This window comes from Flammeovirga pacifica (genome assembly GCF_000807855.2).
GTDB classification, from domain to species: Bacteria; Bacteroidota; Bacteroidia; order Cytophagales; family Flammeovirgaceae; genus Flammeovirga; species Flammeovirga pacifica.
In genome coordinates this window covers 110,912-126,511 of record NZ_JRYR02000001.1, presented here as the reverse complement: position 1 = coordinate 126,511, position 15,600 = coordinate 110,912, and the positions used below count along the sequence as shown (strand labels likewise).

Annotated in this window: 13 protein-coding genes; 11 read left to right on the top strand and 2 right to left on the bottom strand. The window is 31.6% G+C overall.

The window, feature by feature from the left end; all coding sequences use genetic code 11:
* Nucleotides 1-595 precede the first annotated feature (595 nt).
* From NH26_RS00530 to NH26_RS00480, 11 genes are all read left to right on the top strand, one after another.
* Nucleotides 596-1,561: a glycosyltransferase family 2 protein gene (locus tag NH26_RS00530; RefSeq protein WP_158021851.1), complete on the top strand. Its 966-nt coding sequence runs from the start codon at nt 596-598 to the stop codon at nt 1,559-1,561.
* A gap of 60 nt (nt 1,562-1,621) precedes the next feature.
* Nucleotides 1,622-2,779, top strand: a complete 1,158-nt coding sequence (locus NH26_RS00525; RefSeq protein WP_044224549.1) for a glycosyltransferase family 4 protein — start codon at nt 1,622-1,624, stop codon at nt 2,777-2,779.
* 81 nt (nt 2,780-2,860) lie between these two features.
* Nucleotides 2,861-4,174 carry an O-antigen ligase family protein gene (locus NH26_RS00520; protein ID WP_044224552.1) on the top strand — a complete coding sequence of 438 codons (1,314 nt, stop codon included), beginning with the start codon at nt 2,861-2,863 and terminating at the stop codon, nt 4,172-4,174.
* A gap of 81 nt (nt 4,175-4,255) precedes the next feature.
* Nucleotides 4,256-5,278 (top strand): glycosyltransferase, encoded by a 1,023-nt coding sequence (locus NH26_RS00515; RefSeq protein ID WP_044224553.1) that lies wholly within the window; start codon nt 4,256-4,258, stop codon nt 5,276-5,278.
* Entirely contained in the window at nt 5,268-6,389 is a 1,122-nt protein-coding gene (locus NH26_RS00510) for a glycosyltransferase (protein ID WP_052432066.1), read from the top strand. Before NH26_RS00515 ends, NH26_RS00510 begins: the two co-directional genes overlap by 11 nt.
* 5 nt (nt 6,390-6,394) lie before the next feature.
* Complete coding sequence (locus NH26_RS00505) at nt 6,395-6,952, top strand: WcaF family extracellular polysaccharide biosynthesis acetyltransferase (RefSeq protein ID WP_044224557.1); 558 nt, start codon at nt 6,395-6,397, stop codon at nt 6,950-6,952.
* Between the two features lies 1 nt (nt 6,953).
* The gene (locus tag NH26_RS00500) at nt 6,954-7,904 is read left to right on the top strand and encodes a UDP-glucuronic acid decarboxylase family protein (RefSeq protein WP_044224560.1); all 951 of its coding nucleotides are present in this window, start codon (nt 6,954-6,956) and stop codon (nt 7,902-7,904) included.
* 63 nt (nt 7,905-7,967) lie between these two features.
* On the top strand, nt 7,968-8,714 hold the full coding sequence (locus NH26_RS00495; protein WP_044224563.1) for a glycosyltransferase family 2 protein: 747 nt from the start codon (nt 7,968-7,970) through the stop codon (nt 8,712-8,714).
* Between the two features lie 14 nt (nt 8,715-8,728).
* Nucleotides 8,729-9,841: a GDP-mannose 4,6-dehydratase gene (gmd, locus tag NH26_RS00490; RefSeq protein WP_044224569.1), complete on the top strand. Its 1,113-nt coding sequence runs from the start codon at nt 8,729-8,731 to the stop codon at nt 9,839-9,841.
* A gap of 88 nt (nt 9,842-9,929) precedes the next feature.
* The gene (fcl, locus tag NH26_RS00485) at nt 9,930-10,874 is read left to right on the top strand and encodes a GDP-L-fucose synthase (RefSeq protein WP_044224571.1); all 945 of its coding nucleotides are present in this window, start codon (nt 9,930-9,932) and stop codon (nt 10,872-10,874) included.
* Between the two features lie 157 nt (nt 10,875-11,031).
* Nucleotides 11,032-12,162 (top strand): glycosyltransferase family 4 protein, encoded by a 1,131-nt coding sequence (locus tag NH26_RS00480; protein ID WP_044224577.1) that lies wholly within the window; start codon nt 11,032-11,034, stop codon nt 12,160-12,162.
* A gap of 252 nt (nt 12,163-12,414) precedes the next feature.
* Here NH26_RS00480 and NH26_RS00475 read toward each other — a convergent pair whose 3' ends face one another.
* Together NH26_RS00475 and NH26_RS00470 are read right to left on the bottom strand one after the other, a co-directional pair.
* Nucleotides 12,415-13,731, bottom strand: a complete 1,317-nt coding sequence (locus NH26_RS00475; protein ID WP_139262757.1) for a tetratricopeptide repeat protein — start codon at nt 13,729-13,731, stop codon at nt 12,415-12,417.
* A 116-nt stretch (nt 13,732-13,847) separates the two neighbouring features.
* A complete protein-coding gene (locus tag NH26_RS00470) occupies nt 13,848-15,491 on the bottom strand; it encodes a M61 family metallopeptidase (protein ID WP_044224584.1) in 1,644 nt (547 codons plus the stop codon).
* Between the last annotated feature and the right edge of the window lie 109 nt (nt 15,492-15,600).

Sequence of the window (15,600 nt, the reverse complement as noted above, 5' to 3'; positions counted from 1 at the left end):
TGAAAGCAAATTGAAGAGAATAACCTAGAAAATCATGTATTCAAAAGGTGGGTGCATCAAAATAGAAAATATGATCACAACTCCTTTCTAAATAACAAAAAGATTACACAAACACCTAATTAACATAGTATTACTCCATTATAGTGAAAACTTCAATCGGTGAAAATAGAATATATTATTGAAATAAATTGTTGGTATATTCTCAAAGTACTATAATTATTTAATCATTTCATTAAATGATCATAGTAAGAGAAATCTCTTTTGGAAAATGTGTAGAGTATTAAATTTAGCTCAACATATGGTAATTTGCATCAAGGGTATTATCAAAGCTTAAAAAATACTTAATAAGTAAAAGAAGTATCATGGTTCAAAAAAATGAAGAAGTTATAATATAACTTTGTTGTTGAATGATAAAGAATCCAATCATAATCAAGAAACTAAAATTGATAAATTCAAATTTAGTGTTTGATATAATAAAAAAACAGTTATTTAATTATTAAAAACAATTAAATAAAAATAGCCAAACAACATATTATCATAATAAACACTCAAACATATTGTTGTAAATCTAATTATAACATTAAAAATGTCAAAAATGCTAATATCCATCATCATACCCAACTACAATAAGGGATTATATATTGCCGAAACTCTTAATTGTTTACTACGACAAACATACCATAACTGGGAAGCTATTATTGTTGATGATGGCTCAACAGACAATTCTATTGAAATTATTAATACGTTTACTGCCCAAGATCAACGATTTAAACTGATAAAACGAAAGAAAGAACAAAAAGGCGGTTCATCATGCCGTAATATTGGTTTAGAACAGGCTAATGGCGAGTATAGTATTTTTTTAGATTCTGATGATTTATTAATTAATACATGTTTAAAAAATCGTGTAAGTACTATTAAACATCATCCACATAATGACTTTTGGATCTTCTCTGGGGGTACTTTTTATACCCGTGTTGGTGATAGTCCATCAAAATGGATACCACCACAGGGTAAACACCTTAATATGTTCTTATCACACACGCTCCCTTGGCATACTACTTCCCCGATTTGGAAAACTCATTTTCTGCTAAAGCTAAAGGGGTTTAATATAAATTACCCACGCTTACAAGATGTTGAATTACATACACGAGCTTTATTACAGCAAAATGTAAAATATAAGGTAGTTGTTGGTGACAAACCAGATTTTTATTACCGTATAGATGAAAATAGAAATATAAAGGAACCTTATGATTTTGCTGCTACTTTTATTAGCGCCGTTAAATTATATAACCATAATATGTTGGATTTTATTAAAACTAGACCTGATAATGTAAAACTAAACAAGTCTTTAAATGGTACTTATATTGCTGCCTATTTAAGTACTCAAGTTCAATATGATTTTGGGAAACTAAAAATGATGGAACGTAATGCTCTATTTGCCAAAATCATGGCATTTCATGAGCCTAAAGGTATATTTAAAATTTATATTAGTGGCTTGCAAATGGGATTACACAAAATAAAGGGCTATAACTGGGTATTTAAAAAAATATTAACGAGGTAATTATTTGATTTAAGGTCTCCTTATACACGAATAGATCTTCGACTTAACTAGGTCAAAAAAATGAAAATAGCACTACTCACAGATGGAATATTTCCTTCTACTATAGGCGGCATACAAAAACACAGCTACATGTTAGCTAAACATTGGGCTAAAGCAGGGATAATGGTACACATCTATCATCCCGAAATCATTGAGGTCTCTAAATTAGTAGATTATTACACAGGAGAAGAGTTGCAAAATATAAGCTTTCATCAAATTAAAAAACCCAAGGTAAAGATGTTTCTAGGGCATTACATTTATCAAAGTTATCTTTTCTCAAAAAAATTATATAATGTCATAAATTTAAAATCATACGATGCCATTTACAGTCAAGGATTTACTGGGTGGTATACAAGTAACACCTCCTTAAACTATAAGCTAATATGCAATCTACATGGCCTAGAAATGTATCAACATGCTGTAAATATTAAAAATAAATTGGAACACCTTTTATTACGAATTCCTGCGTCTATCATTATTAAAAAAGCTAAAAAACAAATTTCTTTAGGAGGAAAACTCACGGAAATATTATATACTCAAGGTGCCACAAAAGGTACAGTGGTTGAAATACCAAATGGTATAGACACAAGCTTTATAAGATCAACATTGAATGGTAACAACAATGCTTCTAATTTAATGATTAATAAAGAATCTATTAGATTCATATTTATAGGTAGATATGAACGAAGGAAAAGCATAGAAGAAATTAATCAAGCCATCTCAAAATTGACGAAACAAGGATTCAACATAATATGTGACTTTATCGGACCCATACCAGAAGAAAAACAAATAAAAAATAATGTAAATATTACCTACCACGGTAAAATAATCAATCAAAATCAAATAAAAGATAGACTATCAAAAAGCGACATTCTACTTTGCCCAAGCTATAGTGAAGGAATGCCAACTGTAATACTAGAAGCCATGGCACAAGGATGTGCTATAATAACTACAGATGTTGGTGCAAACTCTATAATGGTTGACAAAACTAATGGCTGGTTAATAAACCCCAAAAACATACAAAATGAGTTAACAAAGACTATTAATATTGCACTAAATACATCTCAAAAGCAAATTAATGAAATGGGTGAATCATCTGTAAATAAGATTAAGCAAAGCTTTACTTGGGAAAAGGTTATCCAAAAAACTATAAAAGAAATCAATATTCATCGAAATTAAGTCTATCATTTATTAGTTCATACTTAATTCACATAAACTATAGGTAGAAAACTTTTACAAGTTGATAAAAAAAACATTCCATTGAAAAACATTTTAATATCATGCAATCAATATAAAACTGTATGGAGTTCACTATTCCTTACAATAATTTCTGGTATTCTAGGAGGTTATATTGTTGCTAGTGCAGTTGCTTCTTATTTTATGATTACACAATCAAAAGACCATACTCCACAATTACTATTAATTCTTTTTTTGACTACTTTCTTTTTGGGTGACAATATCAGTGGTTCCTATGGTTTTGCAAATAACTTACGTTTTGTTATTATCGGGATTAATTTTATTTACTTATTACGATACCAAATTTTTAGTTCAAATAATGGAATATATCTATGGCCACTAACAATTTGGGCCTTAATTTCTACAAGTTTTGGAATTTTCAACGATTCAGGTGCACTTTTAAGAGCTATAGCTTACCTTTTTGTAGGATTATCTATTTTCAACCTTAACAAAATTCTTTTACAAAAAAATGCTTTAAGTTATTATCAAATAATTTATTTATTTCTTTTACTTTTTTTTAGTGTAAATGTACTTTCTCTCTTTGTCCCTATAGGTAAAGATGTGTGGTTGGCTGGTCGATTTAGAGGTCTGATGCACAATCCGAATGGCTTAGGTATACTCATCGTTTTAGCTTATCCATTTATCGATCTTATCCATGATAAAGCCCCTTCACTTTTCACAAAAAAAAATAATACTGTTTTCCGAATACTTTTAATATTTCTTGTAATCCTAACTGGTTCCCGTAATGCTATCTTTTCTATTGTTATATATGAATTAACGGTACGTTTTTTATCAAAAAAACCAATACTCCTTATAATTGTTTTTTTTGTAATCATTTTTTTATATTTCAATATTGAAAAACAAGATATATTCAACGTTATTAAATCTTTAGGTCTTTCAGAACAACTACGAATTAACAGCCTTATGGATGCTAGCGGACGAACTGATGTTTGGAAAGTCGCATGGAAAGAAGCTCAAAATAACTTATGGGTTGGTAATGGCATGATGTATGATTACCGCTTCATATATATATATAAAATGAAATACTTTGGGGAAAATGCTCCAAGAGCATGGAATGGAATATGGAATTCTTATTTAAGTTTAGTTTTAAATATAGGACTAATAGGTATGGCCTGCTATGCTTACTTTATAAAAAAAGTCTTTGAAAAAGCTCAAAATACTCAACTGGCAATTGCATTTCTTATCACTGCTTTGTTTTCTGGCATTACTGAATCATGGATGGCTGCTTCAATGAATGGTTTTACTCCATTATTTTTCCTGTATTGGGGAGTGCAAAGTGGTAATAAATTAGAATCTGATAAAGTCATGAAATGCTAATAAATATCTTTAGTAAAAAACGGTAATTATTTTATTTCAAGAATGAAGTATTCCTTTACAATGAAAAATTTATAAAAAACAATGAAAATTCTAATTTTATTTACAAGACTTACCGGATATTGGATGAATGGATTAAAAAAAGCAAGAGATTTTCATAACATTCAATTTGACGTGTATCGTACACCGCCGAGTCAAGATGCTCCTTTTGTCATCAAATCTGAAGAAAAAATTAATATTTTTAATGTTGATCAATTAAATTATGATCAGATAATAAATATTCATTACGATTTAATTTACACAGCAGGATGGAACAATAAGTCTTTTCTTAAGGTAAATAAATTCTTCAAGTCTAAACAAATACCAACAGTAATGGGTATGGATAATCAATGGTTTGGTTCCATTAAACAAAAAGTAGCCGAAATTGCTGCACCCTTCTATTTACAAAAATATTTTTCTAAAATATGGGTTTCAGGTTTATATCAATTCCCATATGCCCAAAGATTAGGCTTTTCAAATAATGAGATAGTCACTGGTTTATATTGTGCCGATGATTCAATTTTTAATCAACAGAAAACAATAATCAATAAACGATTCGTTTTTATAGGGAGATTAGTCAAAGAAAAAGGGTTAGATAATCTTATAGACTCATTCTTAAAAATCTCTAATAAGTGTCCTGATTGGACACTAGAAATTATTGGTAATGGGCCATTAAAAGATTTAATACCCACTAATCACCCCCAAATTAGACATATACCTTTTATTCACCCGAATGATTTACAACAATTTTTATCAGAGGGCGGTGTTTTCACTCTACCCAGTATATATGAACCTTGGGGTGTTGTGATACATGAAGCCGTACTCATGGGTATGCCTATAATAAGCACTTATGAAAGTGGTGCTACAACAACCTTTGTTGAAAACGGCTACAATGGTTTTCTATTTAATGCAAAAGATAAACATAAACTGACCAATTCTTTATTAAAAATGATTAAACTGTCAGTAAATGATCTATTACTTTTTTCTAAAAGAAGTCTTGAATTAAGTAAACGAATTGAAAGTAATATCTGGGCTAATAAGATTTATAATTTGGCAAATGAAAAGTAAAATATTCCTTTTTTACGATTATTTCACCCCTGCTTATAAAGCAGGAGGTCCAATACAATCATGTACAAATTTAGTAGAGCAATTAGAAAGTAAATTTCAATTTTATGTGTATACTACTTGCTATGATTTAGATGGTACATTATTAGATGTTAAAAAAAATCAGTGGGTTAATTTCAGTCAAAATACTAAAGTTTTTTATGCAGATAAAACTCATCAGAATTTTATAACAATAAAAAATCTAATTAAAGAATGTAAAGTAGATACATTGTATATTCAAGGAATGTTTTCTCTTATATGTACTGTTTACCCAGTACTGATTTCTCTGTTTTTAAAAAAACAGATTATCATTGCTCCAAGAGGAATGCTACAAGAAGGTGCATTAGCACTGAAAAGCACTAAGAAAAATATATATCTAAAACTTTTAAAGCCATTTTTATCAAAAAATAAAATTACTTGGCACGCTACTGATAAAACAGAAAAAGAGGATATTGAAAAATATATTGGTCAATATTGTAGAATAAAAACAATTTCAAATATTCCTCGAATCACAGCAGACATTCAACCAAAAAGAAAAGAAGCTAATAAATTAAATATTACCACTATTAGTCTTATCGCACGCAAAAAAAATCATTTATTCGTAATCAAATCTTTAGGTAAAGTCCCTAATGACATCAAAATTAATTATGATATTTATGGACCAATTAAAGAACAGGATTATTACAATGAATTAAAGAAAGAAATATCAAAATTAACACCTAACATAGAAGTTAATTTTAAAGGTAGCTTAACACCAAATCAAGTCGATCAGACATTACAAAAATATGACTTATTTACATTACCAACCTTAGGTGAAAATTTTGGTCATGCCATATTTGAAGCCCTTGGAAGCGGTATACCTATTTGTATCAGTGAAAATACACCTTGGCAAAACCTAGGTGAAGCTGGATTTACAATTCCGCTTCAAATATTAACATGGCAAGAAATATTTATTACACTTGCAAATGAAAGTGACGAAGAATGGTGTGTTCGAAAGAAATCAGCAAGAAAACTAGCATGTAGCTTTATAGAACAAGCAAATTATCAAGAAAAATACACAGAACTTTTTAGATAAATGCTATGTTACAAAAAGTAGAACTAAAACACTTCCAAAATCCAAACTTCAACAGAGGAAAAAATAAATTCATTGAAGCCCTTTGGTACTTTTGTAATTTATTATTCTTAAAAAATCCATACAATCCTATTTCATCCTCTAAGATATTTTTCTTACGCTTATTTGGAGCAAAAATTGGATTAAGAGTACTTATTAAACCATCTGTTAATATTAAGTTCCCTTGGAAATTAACTATAGGTAATGATGTTTGGATTGGAGAAAATGTTTGGATAGATAATTTAGATCAAGTTATAATAGAAGACAATGTTTGTATCTCACAAGGTGCCCTTCTATTGTGTGGTAATCATGACTATACAAAAACTACTTTTGATCTTATTACAGGTCCCATTACTCTAAGTGAAGGAAGTTGGGTGGGTGCAAAAAGCGTAGTCTGTCCTAATATTACTTTAGAAAGCCATAGTATTTTGGCGGTACAATCTGTTGCTACTAAAAACTTAGAAAAATATTCTATTTATCAGGGTAATCCTGCTATCAAAGTTAGAGAAAGAAAAATAATCGAATAATATGAAACGAGTACTTATCACAGGAGCAGCAGGCTTCTTAGGCTCACATTTATGTGAAAAATTCCTTTCAGAAGGATACTACGTTATCGGAATGGATAACTTCTTAACAGGAAGTGAAGATAACATCTCACACCTTTTTGGAAATAAGAACTTTGAATTCGTTCATCATGATGTAACTAAATATGTACACGTATCTGGTGAACTAGATTATATTCTACATTTTGCATCTCCAGCTTCACCAATTGATTACTTGGAAATGCCAATTCAGACATTGAAAGTAGGTTCCTTAGCACCTTATAATTTATTAGGTTTAGCAAGAGTTAAAGGATCAAGATTTATTATTGCCTCTACCTCTGAGGTTTATGGAGACCCAAGTGTACATCCTCAACCAGAATCTTATTGGGGTAATGTAAACCCAATTGGACCAAGAGGTGTATATGATGAAGCAAAACGCTTTCAAGAAGCCATTACAATGGGATACCATACATTCCATGGTGTAAATACCGGTATGGTCAGAATTTTCAACACTTATGGACCCCGAATGCGACTGAATGATGGTAGAGCATTACCTGCGTTTATGTCACAAGCATTAAGAGGTGAAGATATCACAGTTTTTGGAGATGGTTCTCAAACAAGATCATTTTGTTATGTAGATGACTTAGTAGATGGAATTTTTAAACTTACGATGTCTGATGAACACCAACCTGTCAATATCGGTAATCCACAAGAAATTACGATTAAAGAGTTTGCAGAAGAAATTGTCACATTAACTAATTCAGGAAGTAAGGTTATCTATCAGGACCTTCCAAAAGATGATCCTAAACAACGTCGCCCAGATATCACTAGAGCAAAAGAAATTTTGAATTGGACTCCAAAAGTTGATCGTTCGGAAGGATTAAAAAGAACTTTAGAATATTTCGAGACAAAGGTAGATACACCAACCACAGTATAAATTACATCAATAGCCGACGTCTTTAATCGAGGGCTATTGACATATAGGCTAAACTTACAAAATATGAAAATTTCCATCATTACTGCATCCTTCAACAACAAAAAAACACTTCAACAAACTATTCATTCCGTTCTATCCCAAGATTACGATAACATAGAATATATAATTATTGATGGTGGTTCAACTGATGGCACAGTAGAAATGATTTCGTCTTACGGAAATAAAATCACAACATTTATTTCTGAACCCGATGAAGGAATTTACGATGCACTAAATAAAGGAGTACGTTTAGCAACAGGGGATGTTGTCGGGTTTATGCATTCTGATGACTTTTTTGCATCAACTACTATAGTTTCAGAAATTGCACAAACTTTTAAAAATACTCATGTAGATGCTGTATATGGTGATTTACATTATGTTGCTGAACAAGATCCTACAAAAACTATTCGTAATTGGGTAAGTAGTGATTTTATTAATCATAAATTAAAAAGAGGCTGGATGCCACCACACCCTACTCTATATATAAAAAATGAATGTTATAAAAAGTATGGGTTATACAATACCCAACTTCGAATAGCCGCAGATTATGACCTTATTCTACGCTACTTTGGTACACATCAAATTACTTCAGCATATTTACCAAAAACAATTGTAAAAATGCGTTTAGGTGGAGCAAGTAACAATAGTATTAAAGCCATAAAAAACAAGATGAAAGAAGATTATTGGGCATTAAAGCATAATAAAATAGGTGGAATATTTACCTTAGCAATAAAGAATCTATCAAAGATTACTCAATTTATAAAAAAATAACTTTTAGACGATAAATGAAAAAGGCACTCATTACAGGTATTACAGGACAAGACGGCGCCTACCTAACTGAATTATTATTAGAAAAAGGATATGAGGTACACGGTATTAAAAGGCGTTCTTCATTATTCAATACGGATAGAATCGATCATTTATACCAAGATCCTCATGAGGAAAATGTAAAGTTAAAATTACATTATGGTGATCTCACTGATTCTATGAACCTTACAAGAATTATTCAAGAGGTACAACCCGATGAGATTTACAACCTTGGAGCAATGTCTCATGTTAGAGTAAGTTTCGATACTCCTGAATATGTAGGTAATGTAGATGGTTTAGGTACGTTAAGAATTTTAGAAGCAGTGAGACTTTTAGGTTTAACAGAAAAGACAAGAATCTATCAAGCTTCTACTTCGGAATTATATGGTTTAGTTCAAGAAGTTCCTCAAAAGGAAACCACTCCGTTCTACCCCCGTTCTCCTTATGCTGTAGCAAAACTTTATGGTTACTGGATGACTGTCAACTACCGTGAAGCGTATAATATGTATGCTTGCAATGGTATTTTATTTAATCATGAGTCCCCTATTCGAGGAGAAACTTTTGTAACTCGTAAGATTACAAGAGCCGTTTCAAAAATTGCATTAGGACTTCAAGAAACATTATACCTTGGAAACCTTAACTCAAAACGTGACTGGGGTCATGCAAAAGATTATGTAAAAGCCATGTGGCTCATCCTTCAACAAGATAAAGCGGAAGATTTTGTAATTGCTACCGGAGTGACAACTACTATTCGTGATTTTGTGAAAATGTCATTCGCAGAAGTAGGTATCGAACTAGAATTTGAGGGAGAAGGTGTAGATGAAGTAGCTAAAGTTAAAGCATGTTCAAACCCTCAATACCAAATTGAAATTGGACAAATAGTACTAAAAGTAGACCCTCAATATTTCCGTCCAACTGAAGTAGATTTATTGATAGGAGATCCTACAAAATCTAAGGAAAAGTTAGGTTGGGAATTGGAATATGATTTAGATGGTTTGGTTAAAGATATGATGCAATCAGATCTTAAGTTATTTAAGAAAGAGAAATACCTATTGGAAGGTGGTCACGATATCTTAAATCAGTACGAATAGATTTTATAACATCACAAAATCATCAAAAGCCCATGAATTAATTCATGGGCTTTTGATGATTTAATGCGTTTTGCAATAATTGAAGATAATGATAAAAACATCAAAAATATATGTAGCTGGACACCGTGGTATGGTAGGTTCAGCCATCGTTAGAAAATTAGAGAAAGAAGGGTTTTCTAATATCATCACTAGAACTTCAAAGGAATTAGACTTAACTAATCAGGTTGCAGTTACTCAGTTTTTTGATGATGAAAAACCTGAATATGTATTTTTAGCAGCTGCCAAAGTGGGTGGTATTTTGGCAAATAACATTTATAGAGGTCAGTTTTTGTATGAAAACTTGATGATACAGAACAATGTAATTCATCAAAGTTATGTACATGGAGTGAAAAAACTCATGTTCTTGGGATCTTCTTGTATTTATCCTAAAATGGCACCTCAACCATTAAAAGAGGAGTATTTATTAACGGATACTTTAGAACCGACTAACGAACCTTACGCTATTGCTAAGATTTCTGGTATTAAGATGTGCGAGGCCTACAGAGATCAATACGATTGTAATTTTATTTCGGCAATGCCTACTAACTTGTATGGTTATAACGATAATTACCATCCTAAAAACTCTCATGTATTACCTGCCTTATTACGTAAATTCCATGAAGCCAAAGTGAATAACTCTCCTACTGTGGAGGTTTGGGGTTCTGGCTCACCACTTAGAGAATTTATGTTTGTTGACGATTTAGCAGAAGCTTGTTTCTACTTGATGCAAAATTATGATGAGAAACAATTTGTGAATGTTGGCACAGGTGTTGACTTAAGCATCAAAGAATTAGCTGAGAACATAAAAGATGTTGTGGGTTTTGAAGGTGAGTTAGTATGGGATAGTACTAAACCAGATGGTACGCCTAGAAAATTAATGGATGTTTCTAAACTTCATAATGCTGGATGGCACCATAAAGTAGATTTAAAGAAAGGGATAGAAATGACTTATGAAGATTTTAAACTTCATCATGAACAGTTAACAGAAAGGTAAATCTTTGTTTTTATTAGTTATTATTAATTTATACTACATTGAAAATCAATATTAACAGTAATATTATCTGACTCTCAAAAAAAAGGTTACTTTTGTAAATAAATTCTTAATTTCTGTTTTATTCTTTATTAATACCGCGTCTAACGCAAACTAATTTATGCTGAGAATTGCATTAACTTTTCTTACTTCTTTAAGTATAGCCCTTATTGCGGTACCTGAGGTACGTAAAGTCATTATCAAAAATAATGTATTTGACCTTCCAGGAGGAAGAAAAGTACACACTGATATGATCCCAAGTATGGGTGGGGTTGGTATATTCCTTGCTTTTATTTTATCGTCTTTATTATGGCTTCCTAAATCTGGAATGTACGATTTAAACTATCTCTTTTTTGGTTTAATACTAGTATTTTTTATGGGAGTTAGGGATGATATGCTAGCCATGAGCCCTAGAAATAAATTGTTCATTCAATTGATGGCCTCCTCTGTTATTGTCATTTTTGGAGATATACATATCAATTCACTTTACTCTATTTTCCCTGGGCTTCATTTTCCAATTTGGTTCAGTTATGCTGTAAGTATATTTGTAATAATTGCGTTAACCAATTCCTTTAATCTTATTGATGGAATCAATGGCCTTTCAGGTGGTATAGCTTCGGTAATTACTTTTGCACTCGCAGTATGGTTCTATTTAATTGATGAAAAACTGTATACAATACTCATGGTCAGTATGTTTGGAGGTTGTTTAGGTTTTTTATACTACAATTGGGGTAGAGCGAGTATATTTATGGGAGACACAGGTGCTTTAGTTTTAGGATTCTTTCTATCTACTTCACTTATACTTTTTGTAAATGTAGACTATGCTTTACCAGAAAACCACCTGTATAAAATAAATGATCCAATAAGTATGGCTATCGCCTTATTTATTTATCCATTTATAGATACTTTAAGAATTTTCACTATTAGAATACTTAATGGCCGATCTCCATTTAGTCCTGATAAAAAACATATTCACCATATTCTAATACGAACAGGAATTACACATGCTGCTGCAAGTATGATTATTATTGCGTTTAATATCTTCTTTATTGCATCATCATTTATCATGAATTTATATATCAATGATTTAATGTTATTTATTTGTATCATTACTTCATTGTACTTTGTTCCTCTGATATTAAAATTAAGAGTGAATTATTTTAGAGATCATAAAGAAGGAAAATTATTAAAGCTTAAAGCTAAAAAACAAAGAATGACCAAGAGTGAATTTATTGTAGAAAGAAAAGCATAAGAAAAGACAATAAATGACGCAGTGTCCAATAAGTTTACATAAAGTGATCAATTTCTAACTAGAGAAGACTTCATACAACAAGAACTTCCAGAGAGCATTAGAGATCTACATAAAGAAAGGTTACCTGATTTTAAAATGAGGTAACTTTTTTTGTTTCACACCTTTAGATGGTCAAAAAATCTATCACAAAAAAAGCAACCCAAGGGTTGCTTTTTTATTTATGAGAAATATATAGCGTTTGATAATTACACTTTACAATGTCTGTTTATCAATAGATAACATAGTGTAGTAATCTAATGAATAAGACGCGACATGGAAGTAAGGGCCCTTTCGAGCAGCTTGTAATGCTTGCTTACACTTCAAAGGGTCTTCCATACCGTAAATATGTCCCATTAATAGGGAGATCTTTACATAATCTTGAGGAGTTATATTGGGATCACTTTGCATTTCTAATCCTGTATTAATGGCCTCTTCTCTTTTGTTTAATTTGAATAAAGCTACTGTTTTATAATACAATAAGCTTCTTGTACGATTAAAATTAGCTAGGCCTTTGTTGGCATATTCTAAGGCTTTTTCGTACTTCTTTGAACAAAGTAAGATATCAATAAACTCATTATAAGCATATAAATAGGTCTTGTCCTTACCTTGATAATCTTTTAACCCTAATTCAAAGTAATGAATACCTTTATGGTGATTTTCTTCTTTTACAATAATATCTGCCAATAAGATGTTTGCCTTTATGTAGCGTGAATCTATTTTCATTGCTTTATGAAGCAAGTCTTTAGATCTTTCGAACTCATAGATATCTTCATAAGCCTTAGCTACAGAGAAGTAATAATCTGGCTTTAATTTAGCTACTTTCGACTGGAAAGGACCCATATTCGCCTCTTCTAAGAGTGGCATTGCTCTTTCGTAATCTTCTAATAAATAGAAAGCCAAGCCTTTTTCGTACTTATACTTTGCCAATTGTTGTGGTTTGGCATAAGAAGGAAACATCTCAATGATTTTATCAATAGTTAAAATCGCTTCTTGATGTCTTCCTAATTTATTAGCAATCTTGGCATCTAAGAATAGAATATCGATATCATTTGGAGAAAGGTCGATACCTACTTTAGTATACACCTCAGCATCTTCAAACATATCTTTATCATAAAAGAACTTTGTAGTTTCTAAACACAATTTGATCTTTTTTATCGGATCTTTTTCGTGCTTTAACCACATCAATTTAATGTTTTTGTAGTTCTCAAAATCCTTTTGTGCCTCATAAATATTTGAAATACCTAAGTAAGCTGGAATGTAGTTGTTATCGAGTTCCAAAGCTCTATTCCAATCAGCTACTGCATTGGTACTGTCTTTGATTAATAGATAACATACTCCTTTCCAATAACGTACTTTGGCTAAAGAATCTGCTATAGAAATTGCTTGAGAATATTCTAAAATTGCACGATCATAGTCTTTTGCTGCTCTAAATTTTTCAGCATTCTTAAAAAATAAGTCGACCGCACTTCTTTCTTGTGCCATAGTAAAGCCGCACAAAAAAGTGAAGAGTAATAGAAGAAGTTTACGCATAGGTAAGTAGATCTAATGTTTGTCCTGTTTGCTCATGAATCATTTATAGATTCAGCACCCAACACAAATGTAATAGTTATTATCGTTTATTTAAATTTGTTTACACCCATTTACTCCTATTCGTTACATTTGGATACGTAAATCTTAGAAAAATACAATTCTTTCTTCTTTTCTATATCTTTTGTGTAATATTTTTCTTCTCTTATAAAAGTTATCGTCAATTTGTTCCCCTCTTTTGATAGAGCATTCAACAGTTTCTTATCCCCTTTTGTACCATTTATTGCAACTACCTTATCTCCTTCAATCAATCCATTACTAATCTCCTCACAGTCAGTAACTATACCTTTCCCGTCAAGCTTTATCCCAAATCTATATTGTAAGACATCTGATGTTGTACTTGTTACTTCTGTAGAAAAACCTATTTCAGCCAATGCTTCCATTACCTTTTCTTCCAGAGGTGCTGTACCAAATATGACCTCATTAAAATAATCCTCTAAAGATGCCTCATAAACTTCTTCTGCAATTTTTTGATAATCGGCTGAAGTATAACCTATGCTAGTTTTTCCAAATCTCAACCACATTAATCGCATGATATCGTCCAAAGACTTCTCTCCGCTGAATTTCTTTTTGATTTTAGCATCTAAAATTAAAGCCGAAAGTGCTCCTTTTACATAAATTGAGGTCTTCCTTTGGGGTACTCCTTTTTCATAGCCATCCACCCATAATTCTAGAGAAGAATCAGCCACAGAAAGGTGATGCCTTCCTAAGTTTTCAAAATGTCTCGTTAATAAGGTATTTAGTTCTTTAATATATTGCTTGTTATCAAAAGCTTTTGATCGATATAAAATTTCATCTCCATAATACGTGGTTACCCCTTCAGCTACGTAACCAGTATCAAAATAGGCTTCCTGAAAAAGAGGGTAAGGTTGTAACTCTTTCGGTCGTATTTGTTTGACATTCCAAACGTGAAATAATTCATGACAACTCACTCCCAACAGATTATTATACATTTCAACTGTATTAAATTCTGCTGCAGGCCCTAAAGTAATCACCGTATTTTTATGATGCTCTACTCCATGATAATGTTTGAAATCTGGAACCAAAATCAAGTAATGAAATTCTTGATGGGGAAATTCTCCAAATATATCCAACTGTACTCTTGTGAATTTCTGAAAATCGGTCAATATCTTATCCCATTCGGGGGATACGTTTCCATGGATCCATATCGTAAAATCAATAGTATCCATTTCAAAAGTACGGTGATGCATATTCCTCCCTAACATCAAAGGAGATTCAGTCCAATCTTCGAAATGAGCAAAATGATATTCTCCCCCACTCAACTTTGCATTGGTAGCCACTTCAAAATCCTTTGGGTGATCTAACTTTAGCGTAATGGCTTCTTGTTCTAACCCCTCAGGTAAAATACTACATCCAATTCCATTAATGAGCCAAAAATCATTACTTACCCATGTCCCTCCAGCATCTTTATGTTGGGCATAATAATCAAAAGACACTTCTATTTGATGGCCTTTCTTTGCGCCTATTACTTTCCATGTGTTTCTTCCAACGGTAGTCAATTTTAAAACTTCTTCCATTTGGGAAGCCGATATCCCTCTAATATTTTTCGCGAAATTTTGAACCTGATACCTTCCTGGTCTCCATAAGGGTAACCTCAATAAAGTATCTTCTGTTTGAGCAGTAAAAGTGATTTTAAAATGAAGGTAATGAGGATGAAGAGACGGGGAGATATGGTAATGCATTTTTAAGTTTAAGTTAGATGGGGAATTCAAATATTTATTTACTAAACATCCATCCAAAACTTTCGTCTTAGATGGATGATCTTAGATGCATAGTCATTTATAAATAGTG